The organism is Rudanella paleaurantiibacter, from assembly GCF_009184635.1.
Lineage (GTDB): Bacteria > Bacteroidota > Bacteroidia > Cytophagales > Spirosomataceae > Rudanella > Rudanella paleaurantiibacter.
This window is the reverse complement of the sequence record NZ_WELI01000001.1, coordinates 169,751-186,758: the sequence shown is the minus strand read 5'-3', so window position 1 is coordinate 186,758 and position 17,008 is coordinate 169,751. Positions and strand designations below refer to the sequence as shown.

11 protein-coding genes are annotated in these 17,008 nt (G+C 57.7%); 5 read left to right on the top strand and 6 right to left on the bottom strand.

Annotated elements, in window-relative coordinates; genetic code table 11:
* The first annotated feature begins 9 nt into the window (after nucleotides 1-9).
* Genes F5984_RS00760 through F5984_RS00750 form a run of 3 tightly spaced genes read left to right on the top strand, consistent with a single transcriptional unit; the run spans nucleotide 10 to nucleotide 1,951 of the window.
* On the top strand, nucleotides 10-342 hold the full coding sequence (locus F5984_RS00760; RefSeq protein ID WP_246168748.1) for a PKD domain-containing protein: 333 nt from the start codon (nucleotides 10-12) through the stop codon (nucleotides 340-342).
* 45 nt (nucleotides 343-387) lie between these two features.
* Complete coding sequence (locus F5984_RS00755) at nucleotides 388-1,206, top strand: hypothetical protein (RefSeq protein WP_152121904.1); 819 nt, start codon at nucleotides 388-390, stop codon at nucleotides 1,204-1,206.
* Between the two features lie 43 nt (nucleotides 1,207-1,249).
* On the top strand, nucleotides 1,250-1,951 hold the full coding sequence (locus F5984_RS00750) for a hypothetical protein (RefSeq protein ID WP_152121902.1): 702 nt from the start codon (nucleotides 1,250-1,252) through the stop codon (nucleotides 1,949-1,951).
* Between the two features lie 17 nt (nucleotides 1,952-1,968).
* On the opposite strand, the gene F5984_RS00745 is transcribed toward F5984_RS00750, so the two are convergent.
* Complete coding sequence (locus F5984_RS00745) at nucleotides 1,969-3,336, bottom strand: WG repeat-containing protein (RefSeq protein WP_152121900.1); 1,368 nt, start codon at nucleotides 3,334-3,336, stop codon at nucleotides 1,969-1,971.
* A 194-nt stretch (nucleotides 3,337-3,530) separates the two neighbouring features.
* Here F5984_RS00745 and F5984_RS00740 point away from each other — a divergent pair, with 194 nt between their 5' ends.
* On the top strand, nucleotides 3,531-4,853 hold the full coding sequence (locus tag F5984_RS00740; RefSeq protein WP_152121898.1) for a glycoside hydrolase family 2 TIM barrel-domain containing protein: 1,323 nt from the start codon (nucleotides 3,531-3,533) through the stop codon (nucleotides 4,851-4,853).
* Here the strand turns inward: F5984_RS00740 and F5984_RS00735 are convergent.
* Nucleotides 4,839-7,031, bottom strand: a complete 2,193-nt coding sequence (locus F5984_RS00735) for an alpha-galactosidase (RefSeq protein WP_152121896.1) — start codon at nucleotides 7,029-7,031, stop codon at nucleotides 4,839-4,841. The two genes, F5984_RS00740 and F5984_RS00735, sit on opposite strands and share 15 nt — an antisense overlap.
* A 114-nt stretch (nucleotides 7,032-7,145) precedes the next feature.
* Nucleotides 7,146-9,647, bottom strand: a complete 2,502-nt coding sequence (locus tag F5984_RS00730; protein WP_152121894.1) for a glycosyltransferase family 2 protein — start codon at nucleotides 9,645-9,647, stop codon at nucleotides 7,146-7,148.
* A gap of 166 nt (nucleotides 9,648-9,813) precedes the next feature.
* Between F5984_RS00730 and F5984_RS00725 the strand changes: the two genes are divergently transcribed.
* Complete coding sequence (locus F5984_RS00725; protein ID WP_152121892.1) at nucleotides 9,814-10,161, top strand: four-helix bundle copper-binding protein; 348 nt, start codon at nucleotides 9,814-9,816, stop codon at nucleotides 10,159-10,161.
* 259 nt (nucleotides 10,162-10,420) lie between these two features.
* Here F5984_RS00725 and F5984_RS00720 read toward each other — a convergent pair whose 3' ends face one another.
* From F5984_RS00720 to F5984_RS00710, 3 genes are all read right to left on the bottom strand, one after another.
* Entirely contained in the window at nucleotides 10,421-11,821 is a 1,401-nt protein-coding gene (locus F5984_RS00720) for a hypothetical protein (RefSeq protein ID WP_152121890.1), read from the bottom strand.
* A 15-nt stretch (nucleotides 11,822-11,836) separates the two neighbouring features.
* Nucleotides 11,837-15,382, bottom strand: a complete 3,546-nt coding sequence (locus tag F5984_RS00715; protein ID WP_152121888.1) for a hypothetical protein — start codon at nucleotides 15,380-15,382, stop codon at nucleotides 11,837-11,839.
* Nucleotides 15,383-15,483: 101 nt separating this feature from the next.
* Nucleotides 15,484-16,962, bottom strand: a complete 1,479-nt coding sequence (locus tag F5984_RS00710; RefSeq protein ID WP_152121886.1) for a tubulin-like doman-containing protein — start codon at nucleotides 16,960-16,962, stop codon at nucleotides 15,484-15,486.
* Nucleotides 16,963-17,008 lie beyond the last annotated feature (46 nt).

Below are 17,008 nucleotides of genomic sequence, written 5' to 3'. Positions count from 1 at the left end.
CCCATATGAATGATGATCAAACGAATTGGCCCTCTATGCTTCATATTGTGCCTTTTTGCGGCCTGTGAACCGTACGATTTACGGCGGTTCGACTTTCCGAAGTGTCAGGCACCCGAAGCAGGCATTCGCTTCAAACAGGATCTTTTGGAAGTTGAATTCTCATTGACCAACCCGCGGGGCGACATTGGCTCCGTGGGTTGGGATTTGGGCGATGGGCGTACGCGCGTTGGTAATCCGGTGTACCACCGATACGCAAAACCCGGCACGTACACCATATCCATCGTTATTGCTAATAGCTGCAACGACGTTTTTCGGACGAGCCGAACCATCACCATTCAGTAGCAGGCAACGGGTAGCAAACAGGTATGGTTTCTATGGTTGTTGCGCATGAAACACATTTTTCTCTTTCTATGGTTATTTCCGGGTTTTTGTATGGCGCAGCGGGTGACCGATGTTCGGCTCCGCATGCCCGACCCCACCCGGCTCGAAATCTGGTATAACCTCCTCGAACCCGCCGATTCGGTCTGGATCGAAGTAGAAGCCCGTTTTGGTGGGCAACTCAAACCCACAGCGGCTTATCTGTACGGCGATTATGGCCGTAATGTGCCCGTAGGCCCCAACCGCCGTATTGTTTGGTACCTCTACGACGAGGGCCACCGCATCAAATCCGACGTACAGGTGCGGGTACTGGCCCGCCCCCTCGCGCTGCCGGGCCCTATTGTGCAGGAAGCCCCCGAAGCCATTGCCCTTTATCCGCTCCTGAACGATAAGAGCCGGTGGCCTATCGGACCCGGCTGGGCCGCCTTGTCGGCTGTGCTGCCCGGTGTGGGCAATATGTTTGTGCACCGGGGCATAACAGGTAAACCCAAACTTCGGGTGGGTGCCCGGCCGCTGGTGACCGCCGGCTTTTACGGTGCGCTGCTATACGGTCTCAACCAACGCCGACTCTCACGGGCCTGGTACGACGAGTACACCCGCCAGAAAAACCTAACCGAGGGCGAGCCCTTTTACCAAACCGCCAACACCTACCACCAACGGTATTATATAGCCACACGGGCGGCCGCCCTGATCTGGGCTACCGATGTGACGCTCACGCTTATACGCGGCCTGCGCGACCAACATGCGGTCCGAAAAGCCTCAACCGTAACCTGGGCACCGGGCTGGCAAAGCGGGGTGCTCACCGCCCAGATACGCGCCCGGTTCTGAGGGAACCGGCAGTGCCTGTAGGCTACTAAACCAACTACGACCCGTGATCCGACTTTTATTCATTCTGCTTATTTGGCTACCGGAGTTGACCCTCGCCCAGTCGAAAACCGTTGAATCGGCCAGTAGTGCGTGGGTAGCGGTAGAAACCAGCCCCATGCCCACCTGGAGATCCCCCGAGGGGCTTGTATTTCGGGAAACCTTCGCCGAGGCTAACGCCAACCGATGGCCCGTTGGCCTGCGCGCGGGGTTTACCTACACGCCCGGTCCGGTAGGCTACCAGTTGGAACGCCGGGGGGCCGACAGCAGTCAACTGGCCCGCGCCTGGATTCAGCTCGCCAACCGGTTCGATTTGCCCCGTATTGATACGTTTATGGTCCAACTTGACGTGCTGCCCCGCGCCGATATGTACCCCGACGGTGGCCTCCTGTTTGGCGTAGCCGACTCGCTCAATTACAGCCGGGTGTGGCTCAACGGCAGAGACCGGGTGATTGTGCAACAGATTGTCGATGGCAAACCCGACCTGACCTCAACCAACGACCGGCTTGCCAGTGTCCGGTTTCCGACGCAGAAAGGCCGCAACCGAATCACGGTATGGCGTCGGGGCGCTCGACTGCATGTGTTCGTCAACGACAAAGAGCTACCCGGCAGCCCGTTCCTGAACCGGGCGGTGCGGGGCAATGGCGTCGGGGTGTTTGCCAAAGGGAATTGGCTCGCCTTCCGTAACCTCACGGTCCGCACGCCCTAACCCCCACTCAACCGGGTTTACTCAACCGGATTGCCTTTATCATCAATATCGTAGGTGCGGCCATTCCGCACAACGGTAGCCCGACCGTCGCGGAAAACGGTAATATCGTCGTAGATCGGAAAAATCATCCAGTTGTTGTCGCGCCAAAGGCCCCACTTACGCCCCAAACGGGCCGGGCGTTCGCCAAAATCACCGGTTGTTGCCAGCACCTGATCGTATTTCTTATCGGGCTTGCTCTCCTCGACCACAACCGGTTTCTCGGTCGGAGCCGGTTCAGGGGCCGTCTTTGGCTCACGCATGGGTTCGTCGGTAGCCTCACTTTCGTTGGAAGTTACCGCTTCGGATGTCCGTTTGGCTTTCTCGCGTTTACGTTTTGAGGGGCGCGTCTCTTCAACCTGCTCCGAACGGGCCGGGCGGTCTTCGTCGGTCCCGGTGTTCCTGTTCTTTGCATTGGGCTTAATCAGCAGGTACAAAATGATTACTACCGAAACAGCAAACACAGTACCCCAAACCCCCGCATCGGACCAGAGCGAACTCCGACGCGGGGCCGGGGGTGGCGTTGGTGCCGGACGCTGCGGAGGTGGTGTCGGGGGCACGTACGCCCGAACAGGCTCAACCACGGGGGCCGGAGCAGGCTCGGGTTCTTTATCCCACCAGCTTAGGTGCCGCCAATCGGTCGACAGGAGCTTTTCGGACAGGGTATTCCCAGCGGGCTCCGTCACCGACGCGTAAAAATTAGCCGACAGGTACGCCAGCACCTCTTCTGCCAGTACTTTTTCGTCGGTCGGCATCGCCCGGAACAACAAACGCAGCTCCCGGGCCGTAATATGCCCCTCGTACTCATCCAGAATGGTTTTGACCCGCGCGCGCACCGCTGCCGCATCATCGGGTCGGGCCGCATTCGGTCGGGCCACGTCTGGTTGGGCCACCGGATCGCGGTCAGATGCCTCAACGGGCGGAGTTGTCGTTGGAGCTACCGGCGTTTCGGGCACAGGGGGTGCCACCAGGGGCGGGGATACCACCTCGGTTGTTGCGGAGGCTACTTGTTTGAGATCGGTAATCAGTTGCGGAATCCAGCGGTCACGCACAAAGACACTACCCAAGCCCATCCGTTCGGCCTCGGCTACAAAATCGTCGGTCTGGGTCTGATGGAGTTGGTAGAGCGGTGGAGCTGCCAGGGCATCTTCGAGCCGACGGCGCAGGTCGGCCAGCTTTTCAAAGTTAATTTGCCGACTCACCTCGTTGACCAATCGGCGAAACTCCTCGGCCGAAATGCCTTCACGGGCGGCCTCCTCGGGCAAGCCAGTTTGCCGCCAATGGCGCTCTTTCACCTGTCCTCGCCGGAGAACAATTTCTTCCTTAATACGCTCCTGTAATGTTGCCATGTTCTTCTGGCTACAAAAGTAACGAAGCCCCGGCATTGTTTACTCACGTTTGACACGCTCACCCCGAAAGCCCCGCTGCCTCAACCCCGCCTATTTTTACACAATTATGCGGAATGCTTACAACTTTACTCCCGAAATGTGACGACGCCCGTTGCTGAGGGTCAATACATCAGAATCGCTATTCTCATTGACTCATGCGTTTGGCTACCCTGTTGCTGCTGACGCTGCTGAGTAGCTGGCTACTTCCCGGCTGTACCAGCAGCCAATCCAATCCATCCAACTCCGACCCGTCGACCCGGCCTACCTCGATCAGCTACGACGGAAAAAGCTACCAGTTGCTGCGGTACGGCAAGCCGTATTTTATCGAAGGAGCCGGCGGCATTATGTACTATGACCGGCTCAAGGCGGCAGGCGGCAACTCCATCCGAATCTGGGACGACATCGACGCGGGCCAACTGCTCGACGAAGCCCACCGGTTAGGGCTCACGGTCATGTTTGGTCTGTGGGTTGAGCGCGAAATCGAGGGTTTTGATTACGATGATCAGGCCGCTGTAGACCGGCAGTACGAACGTATCCGCAAAACCGTGCTCAAATACCGCAATCACCCGGCCCTGCTGCTCTGGTGTGTGGGTAACGAGTGGGCACAGAACGCCGATAATTTTAAGGTCTATGATGAGGTGAACCGGCTGGCCAAACTGGTGCATGACCTCGACCCCGACCATCCGGTGAGCACGGCTATCTCACCCGACAGCAAACGGGCTATCTGGCTGGTGGCCCAGCGGTGCCCGGCGGTAGACGTGCTGTCGGTCAATGCTTATGCCCTCACGAGCCAGCTGAGCGAGTTTTTCAGAGACGGCGACTGGAAAGGCCCTTACATCATTTCGGAATACGGGGCTCAGGCGTATTGGGAAACCACGACTACGCCCTGGTCGGCCCCAATTGAACCCAGCAGCGATCAGAAAGCCGACTTTGTGCGTCGGTTCTACCCAACGTACATTGGGTCAAGACCGGCCAACTGCCTGGGAGCCTATCTCTTTTACTGGGGCACCAAGCAGGAAGAATCGCACACATGGTTCAGCGTGTTTGATGACAAAGGACGCGAAACACCCCTCGTCGGGCTGATGCAGACGCTTTGGAGTGGTCGTGAACCGGCCAACAAAGCCCCGTCGGTCCGAGCCTTGCTGATTGATGGTCAATCGGCTACTCACCGATCATTTGCCGCCCGGAGCGGCCTGCACCAGGGGCAGGTGATAGCTACCGATGCCGACGGCGATAGCCTAACGTATTTGTGGGAAATAAAGCCCCGCGCCCTCCGCACGGCCGACTACATTGGCACCCCGCGCCCGGCTCTGGAGGGGCTGTTCGTAACCACCGACCAACGGGCGGTTTCGTTCCGGTTGCCCACACAGCCGGGGGCCTACCGGCTCTTCGTCAACGTGTACGACACCCACAACCACGTGGCTACCGGCAATTTTTCGTTCGAGATCACCGGGAAACCGGCCTCAGTCGATCAGTAGCCAGGTCATGCTTTCGGGAGCCATTTCGAGCGTAACGGTAGCTTCGTGCTGCCCGTTGAGCGGGTACACGCGGGGCTTGCCCTCCCCCACCCGAATCCGGGCTTTTCCCGTCAGGCCGGTGTAGTACAAAGGCAGCTGAATGGTGCGGGTGATGGGCTCTTTGAGCGGATTAAACAGGATAGCCAGCCCTTTTTGCTTACCCGTCGGGTCTACGTGTAGCATACCATCCCAATCGCGACCGTCGGGTCGGCGGAGGTGGATCAGGTCGGCGTTCAGTACGGTTCGGTAGGTTTTGTACCACTGCACCACCTCGCTCACCACGGCTTTGGTTACGTCGGTGTCGTACAGGCGGGGCCCTCGGTAGCAGGCCTGCGCGCCAGAGCCGTAATTCTGCAACATCAGGGCTTTGTAGTCGGGCAGGTGTTCCGAAAGAGGCTCAATAGTGGCCGCACTGCCCCCGCCCTGATACTCGGTCAGGGGTACAAACATCCAGCCCATTGAGGGCGTTTTCTCCCAAGTCCCGTCGAAAATATGCTGACGCCCGTGCACAATCTGTTCGGCACGGGGGAGCGAAAAATTCACCTCGCGGTAGCCCATAGCTATCTTGTGGGTGCCGTCCAGAAAATACCAGTCAGGCGCGTTGATGTACACCCCGCGCTCGTTGAGCCAGCGGTAGAATCCTTTCTGCATCTCCATCTGCGCCCATTGGCTATCGGCCAGCCCTTTATGGCCGGGATGCGTGGTCGACGCGCACACATCGCCGGGGTAAGGGCCGTCGTGTTCGAGAATATCGAAGCCCGTTTCGGTGATGAATTTTTTCAGCTTTTTGAGATACGCCAGCCCCCATACGCTACCGAGGCAGGGAGCCGCGCCAAACTGCGCGCCCTTGTCGGGCAGGCCTGTTTTAGGGTCGATCACATCGTCGGCATCGCTGATCCGGCGGCTACTAAACAGCGAGTAACCACCCAATAAAATCCCTTTGCTATGCGCATAATCGGCCAGGGCTTTGAACTTCTGGATATTGGCCGCCGACGTATCTTCCATGTTCAGACCACTACCAAAGCTCAGGATAATCATCTCGTAGCCCGTAGCTGCACACTGATCTACCATATCGCGCACCTTGACCGGATCGGTGCTGATCAGGTGCATGAAAATTGGGTTTTGGGTGGTCCAGGGGGCAATAGTCCGGTACATCCGACGCTTGGCCAGCCCGTTGCGCTCCCGATCGTAGGAGTCGAGGAGTAGCTCGTGTGTTCTGATCGACGTAAACGACGCCCCGCCCGACAGGGTTACGCCCGGCCCAATAGACGGATGCACCTCCAGCAAACAGGGGGTCTGATACTCGTAATTGACCTGTGACCGGTACAAACTATCGGTTTTCCAGTGGGTTGTCTGGTCCGACAGGTTCGCTTTCATGGCGTTGTTGAAGGCGTAGTTGCTTTCAATGTACAACCGGGCCGGTTTCTGCATCTGATCGGGCCGCCCCACCACGGCCGACTCCTCTTCGGGCACCGCCAGAATCTCATTTGTGACCGCATCGAGCGTAACCTCGGCCGTACCACCGTTCTGCACCGTCAGCCATTTTACCAACAGCGGCAGGCCGTCGTACAGACCGTAATGCACCGTCACGGTCAGGTCTTTCAGCTCAGGAGCCCGGTGAGTATACGTAAACGAGAGCGTTTGGCCGGTAGGCTGATTGGGGTTGGTGGCCCACAGCTTCGGTTTCCAGTTCACATAAGGTTTCAGGGTTTCTACCTGCACCCGTTGCAACTGAAAATCAGCCGCCGACGCGGTCAGTTTGTCGAGCCATTCCTCGCGCAGGTATGCGTGCAGGGGTTGGCCCATGAGGCCCCCAATGTTGTACGACCGGCCATTGAGGGTAAGCCGGGCCTCGGGCCGCACCGAGCGCACAAACTGCTCACCCGTACCGAGGTGTTTGAGCGAAACAGTAGCGGCATTGGGCGTCAGCCGGAACCGGCGGAGCAGGAGGCCGTTGGTCAGGTATAGTTCGCGGTTGTCGGCCGAGCGGTACACCCGCGCCGGAGCCGATACCGGGGTCACGAGCCAATCGGCCGCAACGGTTTTTTCGCCGGGCCAAAGAGGCAGTTCGGGCAGAGCCTGAGCCTGTAGCCCGAAGGGGAAAAATCCAATCAGAAAGGAAAGCAGTACGGTGCGCATGGTCAACAGTTAGGCGGTTTGCCTATTGGCCAAAGCGCCAATTCGCGCCCGGTTACTGCTAAGTAAGTGGCACAGGTAGCTGTTTTAGATTCGGCGACTGTCAGCGTCAGGGGCTCACTCAAAAAGTATCCCCCGAATCTGTGGGTATCGCTCGTGCAGCAGATTTTGCGCTTCAGTGAGCCACTTCGCACCGGCGGGACCTCGTTCGGTAGAATATAAATGGGTGAGCAAAATCGGTTTTTGCCGGATGCTGTAGGCGGCATGGGTCCTGATGGTGGTATGCAGGGGTTGGTACAAGGCCGCAAACGAATGACTACGGCCGTCGGGGGCGCGGTCGGGGTTATTCACCACGCTCAGACCAATCCAGTGTACGTAATCGGAGCCCGGATAGTGCGCACTGATGCTCGACGGACGCGAGGGGCACCAGACCCAGGCCAGATTATGCACACGCTGTTGCCGGGCCAGATGAACGATGTGCTGCCAGGCCATGCGGTACAGAATCAACGTGGTATCCCGACGCGAGCCCCACGGCCGGTCGGGGTTATCAAACTGGGGTAGAAAACTAACCAGTACCGGGCGGCCGTAGGCTTTAGAAACCCGTAGAAATTCGAGTAGGGTGGTATCGTGCCGACGGTTCACAATGCCACTCAGAAACCCGGCAACCTGTTGCTCTGTGGGCTTTAAGCGAACATCCGGCTCTATTGACAAAAACGGAATCTGCCCCGCCACACGCGGCCAGTTGGGCTGGTCGATACGGCTACCCGGCCCGGTCAGCCACCGTACCGACTGCGGTATGATAAAGGCAGTCGAATCGGCCAGTTGCACTGAGGTTCGCTTTGTGATGCCGTTCATGCCCACGTAAAACGGCTGGGTGTTGGCATACCGAATATCAATTGTCGGCCGGATAATCTCGGTTCGGTAGCTGTACATGGTCATGCCGAGGGTGAGCAGCAGCACAACTCCCGCCAACGGAATGGCCGACAGCCGCAGCCAGTAGTACAACCCGTAACGTACTTTCCAGGCGGCAATACGCATGCGCCAAACGGCCATGTTTCCGCTCGACAGGGCCTGTAGTCGGTGGCCCAGCCGGGCCCAGAACAGCTCCTGCCCAATCAGAACATTGGCACTCAGCATCAGCACATTGATCACCCCGAACCCAATCATGAGCTGTGCGTACGTGTTATTGAGTGCAAAGCGGCCGTAGTAGTAGATACTGTAGGCAATGGCCCCCAGCGTAGCCAATACCATGAGCAGGTTAGGCAAAACCAAGACCCGGTTATTGCGCGGGCGGTCGTCTTTAGGCGTTGGAATATAGGGCACCCGAACCCGAAACAGGGTGTACACAAACCCGAGCACGTACACCCACCAGGTTCCGCCCGCCAGAATACCGCCGAGCAGGTGGAAACCCGCTTCGTGCCGCTCAATGAGCCACCGCTGCGCAAATTGCCGAATCAGAAACCCCGTCAGTAGCAGGGGGGTATAGACCATCGCAAATAAGAGCAGGTCGAGCTTGATGGGCAACCGCATCATCACCAGCGAACAGATCGGAATCAGCAGGTCGATGAGCTGCACCACCCCAAGCAGGTAGTACAGGGGCAAGGTCAGGTAATGAATTTTTTGTCGCCACGACAACCCACCAAACACCCGTGGCAATGTGGTCACGAGCAGTTCAAACGTTCCGCGCGACCATTTCAGTTGCTGTTTGTAATACGCCGACAGCGTAGCCGGCACCAGACCATACGAAAGCGGCAGGGGTACATACACCGACTGCCAGCCTTTGGCATGGAGCCGCATAGCCGTGTGCATATCTTCGGAAAGGCCGTTGGCATGCCCCCCGACAGAGTCGAGGGCGGCCCGCCGGAACGTACAATTGGCCCCGATTGCCTGCGCGGTACCGTACTGCCCCATGCAGGTCATCATGGGGCCATAAAAGCTGTAAGTCTGCTCGGTAGCGCCAAAGGCCACCACGCTTTCTTTGCGGTTATAATACGCCTGCGTGCATTGCACAAACCCGATGTTGGGGTCTTCAAAATACGGCAATACGTGATCGAGAAAATCAGGCACCGGCACATGGTCGGGGTCGATCACGAGACATATATCGCCGGTAGCCTCGCGCAGGGCGTTGTTAATGTTTCCCGCTTTGGCGTCGGTTTTGTCGGTACGCGTCACGTGCCGCACGCCCATTTGGGCACACACTTGTTTCAGGTACGGGTCGTCGGCTTCGTCGCAGAGGTAGGTAGTGTGCGGGTAGGTAAGGGCTTCAATAGCCTGCAAGGTGTTGATGACCATCTCGTGCGGCTCGCCGGGGCAATACGTGGTCAGCACATCGACGGTCCAGGTGCGGGTTACGGGCGGCCGAACGGGCGGTACCACCTTCCAGTAATGGTACCATTCGTGCAGGAGCCGAAGCAGTTTGAACACAACCGAGATAGTCAGGAGCACAAATAGCCACGAATACCCCCGGTTGGCCCGCTGAAAGTACACATACACAAACGCCCCAACCCAAAACAAACCAATCACAATCAGCGCTCTAACAGAACGCGTATCGCTCGGTTTAGCCGAAAAGTTATACAGATCATTGGGCGACGTAACGTTGAACCGAGGCCATTTTTTCATAAAGCAGGCACCTTGTGTGTACCTGTTTAGACTCATTTCGCGGAATCGGTCAGTAGCCAGGCCCGGCTGAACCTGTACATAATTTTTGGAAAATGACCGGGTAATCGCAATTGACCAACATTCAATAGTCTACCGGGTTAAGGCGGTAAACAAACCGTTATACGCTATGATTGCTCAACACGTTCAGGATTGTATAGACGCCTGTCAGGCCTGCGCCCTCGCCTGCGACCAATGTGCCGATGCCTGCTTAGGCGAAGAACACGTACACCACATGGTTGCGTGTATTCGGCTCGACCGTGATTGTGCCAAAGTGTGTCAGATGGCCGTTTCGTTTATGGCGTCGAACAGTGCGCATGCCGCTGACGTGTGCAAATTGTGCGCCCATATCTGCGAGGCTTGTGCGGCCGAGTGTGGCCAACACGATGAAGACCATTGCCGGGCCTGCGCCGAAGCCTGCCGCCGTTGTGCCGAAGCTTGCCGCCAAATGGCTCTGTCAGCGCATAACCTGAATTAATTGGTTGAGCCCCGGACTACTAAGCATGAGTCATCCCGAATTTTAGGGTAGCAGAGGCCTCTACGCTACGCCCCGTTTGGGGCCCAATGTTGGTAGCTAACCCGGAACATAGACCGAATACCAGAGCCCCGAAGGAGCGTAACCCTAAACAAGTTACGCCCCTTCGGGGCTCTTCATGAGGAGGCAGATGGCGTCTTTTCTACCTATGTTTGACCCCTAACGGGGTATTCTATCGGGTTAATCCACTCGCTTTTCTCTCTCAGCTAAACGCAATCTGCGCTTTTTCCTGAATGAGCCATTTATTTCCCTGCAAAACGAGCCGCCCCGGCTGGATAGTCTGAATCCGGCTGTTGGGTGCAGGTTGCGAGGTGTACTCACAGGCATCGTTGAGGTACGAGTACGGGTCACTCAGAGCGAGCCGCTGCGCGTACGGGTCGTCGGCAACGCGGAAAGTAGCCTGCCCGGGAGCCTGTATCTGCAACTGGTAAATCATAGGGCGCTCGCTTGTTTTCTCCGACAGCGAGTCGGCACTGAACCCGTCGCCCAGGTCTACCGTACGCGCGTACAGGAGCGTAGGGGCAGGCGGAGCCGGGGCTGGTTGCGGGGGCACGGCTGCGGGGGCCGAGGTCACCGGTGGCTGCGCCGGGGCGGGGGCCGCCGAACGGGGCCGGTTCTGCGGAGATGGCGGGTTCACCGGACGATTGTCGGCTGCGGGCGCAGGTGCCGGGGCCGACGTTGTTGTGGCCTGCTGCATTTGAGCACGGGGGGCCGGGGCAGGCACAGGCTCTTTGGTGGCCGGGGCCGCTACCACCGGTATGCCCGTTGGCAGGCCCACCGCTTTTTGCAGCACCGCAATCTGACTTTCCAGTTGAGCTACTCGTTCTTCGAGCCGCCGGTTGGCATCCTGCACCCGATTCCGCTCGCCTTTCAGGTGAAACAGATCATCGCTTAGCTGCGCCAGTTGCTTGTCGGTAGCCGCATCCAGAGGCTTAGGAGCTGCCCCCGACCCGCCCGACCGGCGGTGAATAAAAAATACCCAACCCGCCAACGCCAGACCCAGCAACGACAAAACCAGGGCCAATCCGCTTTTGGAGAGCCAACCGTTGTCAGCCTGTTGCGTAGCACTCACGGGGGTAATGTCATCGGCGTCGGCATACGCCGTGTCGATTTCTGTGACACCACCCTGGGCGGGGTCTCCACCCTGAGCAGGGGCGTTCATAGCCAGCGTTGCCGGTGCCGACTGCCCGCCCGACAGCTCGGTCATCTGCGCTTCGTACGAAGCAAAAGACGGCAAGCTCCGCCGGTGTTGCCGCTCGGTTCCACTGGTGACGCGGTTGAGCAGATCGGTACGTAGCTCAGCGAGGGCCGTAGCCGGGTCTTTGGCTGCTGTAGCCGGATTGGCAACCCAGCGCTCTACCCCACCCACAAGCTCATCAGCTTTGGTGAGTTTCTGTTCCCGAATAAACGTTTTCAGGCTCGGGTAACTTACACAATCGGGGCACGATTTTTTGGCCGGATACCCGTACGTTTTGGAGTCGGTAGCCAAAAACTCGACCGTTGCTTTGGCCATTTTGAAGGCCCGGTCGCCCACCTGATCGGCGGTCAGGGTTTGGGCGAGTGTAGTCAGCGGGAAAAGAAAGAGAGTTAGAAAGGTTTTCATGTGGGTTCGCGGTGGTTAGCCCTGCTGAATATGTTTCGACAACTCGTACAACGCGTGTTTGAGCGGCAGGAAGAAGAACGTCTCCGACAAACGGGCGTCGGGGTCGCGCTCAATCGCCAACCTGCCCAGCAGATAGCTATCCCACAGCACATTATGGCGCGACGCCGGGTCGTTACCCACCAGAAAATCGTAATACTGGTCGGGCCGCTGAATATCGAAATCGGCCAGGAACGACGCGATGGTGCGGTTTTTCAGGGTCTTTTCCAGAAACACCCGCACGTTTTCGATCACCGCTTCGTGGAAATCGGTCCGCAAGCGGGCTTCCTCAGCGCTGGTGATATTGTACACAAAATCGACCGGTGCCTCGTCGGTTTTCCGGGCCTCACCCCAGTACGTAACCGGCTCAGGGCGTACGCTTTGCCCAACGTTGGTATCCTGTTGCTGCTGATACAGCACGGCGCCATTGGCCGTGGTTTCCTTCGGCTTGTCGGTAAACACAATTCGGAAACCGCCCGGTGCCGGCTGGTTCGAGTACGCCTGAAACAGCAGTTGGGTAAACTCCGTCAGGTCGGCCGTAGAACCGAGCAGGTTCAGGTACTGCGAGCCCCGGCCGGTAAAGGTCAGGAAGCGCGGCAACTGAAGGCCGTTGGCTTCGAGCAACTGCGTGAGGTGGTAGATAATCGACGCGTAGTGCAGGTAAAGCACCATCCGAAGCGCCGGCCGGAAATCTTTCATCGACTGCGTAAACCGGAAGTGCGCATCCTGCTTGAACAGCAGGCTTACCACGTCTTCGGCGGTCATTTCGTCTTTCTGCAAAAACGACTCCAGCGTACCATCCTCAGCCCGGTACGGCATGGGGTTCCGCTGTTTGTACAGCAGGTAGTTCTGGATAAAACCGTTGTCTTTGCGGTACGACGGATAGCCCTGTTCGTTGAGGCCGCCCCCCCAAATATCGTTGGCTGCAAACCGGAACGACGTATTCAGATACCGCCGTTGCTGCTGCACAAACAACATAATATCGGAGGTACCGCCCCCGATGTCGATGTTGACGGCATCGGACGTGGGCAGCACGCCTTTTTTCATGAGGTAGAAATACGGCGCTACCGACTCCGAAATGGGTTCGTACACAAACTGACCGCTGCCTCTGAACGCCTGCTCAAAGGCCTTCTGCCACTCTTCAACAAGCCCGTTGCGGGTGCCCCGGCGCATACTCGACGGTGCCAGCCAAACCACTTTAGTCTTAGTAATGTCGCCCTCGTTCAGAATAATCTTGTTGCGGATCAGCAGGAGTAACGTCTCGAAAAACGCCCGTACCCGCGGCCGGTTGAGGGCATCTTTAGGCTGGTTCTCAAACAACCATTTCAGGTTGGTCACGTAGCGGTTCACATCGCCACTTGCCGATTGCTCCAGGTCGATATTGAAGCCCAGATTGAGCTTGCTGAACAGATAATCGCCCCCGTCCTGAATGCCTTTTTTCTCGTACACCGTGGTGCGCAATGGAAACGCAAACGGCGAGCCCGCCCGGCCATCGCCACTAATAACGGGCGGCACAAACTCCCGCCGAATCAGCGGCTCCATCTCATCGAAGGTACCAAATCCGCTCTTCAGGGCGTACCGCTGATAGGTGGTCTGGGCTTCGGGCCCGTTGTAGGGCTTGTTGAGCAGAACTACCTGTAGCTCAGCATCGTCGGCTACGGTCAGGGGTTGCGGTTCGGCATTACCCGCTACGCCATCGTTTTCCAGATAGGCAACGTGCGTGTTCGACGTACCAAAGTCGATGGCAAACGTAAAGGCCCGGTAACTTTGGTTGATAACCCGGAACGAGGGCAGAATAAGCCCCCGGTACGTGTCGCCCCCGTAGTTGAGCTGCACCTCCATCAGGTCGAAGGCCTGCGGTACCTTGTAGTAGTACGAAGCCGGGGCCAACGGCGATTTAAGGCTCCGTGCTTCGGGCGTGTTCACCTGTACGGGCGCTTTCCGAATCAGGTTCGGAAACTGGTAAAAATGCACGCCCGTGGGCCGGAAACCGTACTCTACCCCGCTGCCATCGGCCAGCATGACCGTGTAATTGTTCAGGTCCTGCAAATCGGGGCGGGTAACCCGGTAGAACGGGAAAAACGCCAGATCGGCCCGAAACTCGATGACGGTATTGGGGTCGCGCAGATCGTAGGCTTTGCGGAACGTAACCCGACGGTTGTTCTTCACGGGTACTTCGAGCGTGGCCGTTACCATGTTAGCGTCAATCTGAATAGTCAGATACCGGTCGAGGTCATCGGGCGTGAAAAAGTTGAAATACTCTTTCCGTACGGGCAACAGGAAATGGCAATCAGCCCCATCGCGCATGCCGGTCTGGAAACGCTCGTTGTTGATCTTGTACGGCATTCGGACGAGAAAATCCTCCAGAAAGTCGTCGGTCGATACAAACGGGTACCGTACATTATCCACGCCGGGCAGGTACCGGTCGGCCAGGAGGCCATCGCGGCTGAGGTCGTTCAGGTGAACGGGCAAGACCTCGGTACGCGGATTCCAGTCGGTATTTTTTACGTATTTCCCGGCCACCTCCATGCGCGAGGCCAACGCCAGTGGCTTGCGTACTTTGGTCGGGGCCCCGTTGGCGTAGGTTTCGGCCGCGTAATAATCAACCGTGGGCTGCATCACAAAATCACTTTCGCGCTCAATATCTTCGAGCACGTCGGCTTCGCGAACGCCGTAGAGAACCAGCCCCGGCACCACCTGAAGGGTCGCGTTGGTTTCGCCCCCCACCGTGATCGGGTCGAAGCTGCCCAGTGTTTTGTCGGCTTCGGTACGGAGGGGCGAGGTGTTATCGTCGAATATCCGATACAAGAACTCCCGGAAACCACCCGTCAGCAGTCCATTCTGCTCCCGATAAATGCGTGCCAGATAGGTCACAAAGGCAATATCGCGGTCAGCCAGCGGTACGTATTCATTGCGGAACAGGGTGCGACCATTGGTGCTTTTGGGCGGTTCAATAAACCGATTCTGTCGCTCCTGCTCCCAGTTGGGTGAGGTAAATACAAGCGACAGGGGCGACGTTCCGCCGAGCAATGCCCCCTTGTAGTAGATCATGGTAATCTGCTGGAGCGTACCCAGGTCGCCCTGCATATCCAGTTCGAGGGCTTTGGCCAGAATCGCGTGCGCGTGCCGCTGTCCCGAGCCCGGCGCACCGGCCCGCTGCCGGAGGGCTTCGAGCCGTTCGCCTTTGTTCCAGACCCGGTACGTGATGTCGGTATTGCGCGGGCCACCCTGAAACAACAGTTCGAGCAGGTCGAGGCAGTGCGACACCAGCACGTGATACAGCGAGTGCTCGCGGGGGTTGAGGTCATTTTTAACCATCCGAAACGCCGTATCGAACAGATACAGCCGGGCAAACGGCGACGGAATCGACGTGCCTGCTTTCGAGGCCGAGCCACTACCACCCGTGAGCGTGTCGGGAATGTGTTCAATGCGGTTGCCGGTCAGGCCGCCCCGGCTCTGGGTCCAGTCCTGATGGTCCTGCTGACCCACATTCGGGTCTTTATCAATGCGAAGGATATGTGGCATAACTTCTTAATGGATAATGGATAATGACTAATGTATAATGGGGTGAATGGTGAACAGGCGCTCAGCCAGAGCACTATTCATTATACATTCTGCATTATTCATTAACTGTCAGCTAATTGTCGGTTTACTGTTTCTAATTTTTCGCGGCAACGGTCGGCTACCTCAATGAGCATCTGCATGAAACGGGCTTCGTTCTGGGGGAAGCTTTTTTGCAACTTGTTTTCGACCTCGCCGGCCTGATCGCGCAGAAAACCCTCACTGATGCCTTTCTTGAAGAACCCCGTTTCAATCTGCTTCGAGCGGACCATCGAGTTAAAATCAGCGTTCAGATCGAACGGCGCGAAGGCCCGGTCATTCTGTGCCATTTCGGCCAGCCAGCCCCGAAAATGCACACCCATAAAGTTTTGCAGGGCCGTGTAAAACGAGTTGGTGGTGATGTCCTGCCGCAGGTTCAGGTTGCGGGCAAAAGCTTCGGTCAGATGACCGGGCAGGAAATCGGTGTAAAATTTGGTGGCGTACGCAAACCGGATGAGCGGTTCGAGCAAGTCGTTGTAGGTACGGTCGTAGAAGTGGGGCAAGTCGAGGGTGCGGTCGTTCCGCTTCACCCCAAATTCGTAATGCTGCTTGCCCCCCCCAAACTCATCGGCGGGCCGCCGGGCAAAATCGAGCACGGCCGCAGCCGCGAGCATCTCCACCACGTGAGCGTTGTTGACCTGCTGCGCACCGCCCTCTACGTTCGGGTACAGCTTACCACCGGCCTGATCGCCAATGTAATACAGGGCGTCGAGGTGCACTTGCGTCTGGTAGTAACTCAGGGCCGCTTTGGTTTTCGACAGAAACCGGTTCTGGTCAATCGAGCTATTGGTATTGTCTTCGAGCGCGAAGTAGGGCATCACGGTCACGGCTCCTTTGCGGGCGTTCCGAATGGGTAGCTTCTGATTGGGTTGCTGCAACAGTTTCACCAACTGCGGGAACCCCGACGAGCCGGTGCCGCCAAAGATCGAGCTGATGATAAAAATCCGGTCGGTGGCATCGTTAAAGGCCCCGGTGAAGTATTTGTACACCGCCGAGTCTTCGAGGGCATTGAACACCACGCTCCCGATGTTGGGATTCCCTTTGAAACCCACCGACAGGTTCAGCTTCAGCTCAGCCGTGGTTGGCTTGGCCGAGTTATCGTACAGCAGTTTAAGCAGTTCTCGGTCGGTATCGTCCATGCTGCTCACCTGCAAAAATTCCTCGAACGTACCCTCGTGATCGGTCAGCTTGGGCATCACCGAATCGCCTAGCCGTTCCTGCGCGTTTTCGGCCTGTAGGGTGCCGAGAGGCTGCAAGGGCGTGGCAAAAAAGGTTTTTTGGCCCTGCGAACCGGTAGGCCCTTCGTACGCGCCCCGGCGGATCGTGCGGTACAGGTCGACCACCCGCAGGCTGCGTTCGGTATCGCCATTCTGCATATCCATATCGAGCAGAATCGGTACAATGGTCAGGTCAGCGGGGGTTTTGGCCCCGGCCGCCAACATCATGGTCAGCGAGCGTAATACGCGGGCACCGGTTCCGCCGATGCCGAAAAGGAATAGTTTCATACTTTGAAGGAGTGAGGAGCTAGGAGTGAGGAGCTAGGAGCCGTCC

Excerpts from the sequence above, each read along its gene's own strand:
- F5984_RS00760 (WP_246168748.1), top strand. The coding sequence starts at position 10 with ATGATGATCAAACGAATTGGCCCTCTATGCTTCATATTGTGCCTTTTT.
- F5984_RS00755 (WP_152121904.1), top strand. The coding sequence starts at position 388 with ATGAAACACATTTTTCTCTTTCTATGGTTATTTCCGGGTTTTTGTATG.
- F5984_RS00745 (WP_152121900.1), bottom strand. The coding sequence starts at position 3,336 with ATGGCAACATTACAGGAGCGTATTAAGGAAGAAATTGTTCTCCGGCGA.
- F5984_RS00740 (WP_152121898.1), top strand. The coding sequence starts at position 3,531 with ATGCGTTTGGCTACCCTGTTGCTGCTGACGCTGCTGAGTAGCTGGCTA.
- F5984_RS00735 (WP_152121896.1), bottom strand. The coding sequence starts at position 7,031 with ATGCGCACCGTACTGCTTTCCTTTCTGATTGGATTTTTCCCCTTCGGG.
- F5984_RS00730 (WP_152121894.1), bottom strand. The coding sequence starts at position 9,647 with ATGAAAAAATGGCCTCGGTTCAACGTTACGTCGCCCAATGATCTGTAT.
- F5984_RS00725 (WP_152121892.1), top strand. The coding sequence starts at position 9,814 with ATGATTGCTCAACACGTTCAGGATTGTATAGACGCCTGTCAGGCCTGC.
- F5984_RS00720 (WP_152121890.1), bottom strand. The coding sequence starts at position 11,821 with ATGAAAACCTTTCTAACTCTCTTTCTTTTCCCGCTGACTACACTCGCC.
- F5984_RS00715 (WP_152121888.1), bottom strand. The coding sequence starts at position 15,382 with ATGCCACATATCCTTCGCATTGATAAAGACCCGAATGTGGGTCAGCAG.
- F5984_RS00710 (WP_152121886.1), bottom strand. The coding sequence starts at position 16,962 with ATGAAACTATTCCTTTTCGGCATCGGCGGAACCGGTGCCCGCGTATTA.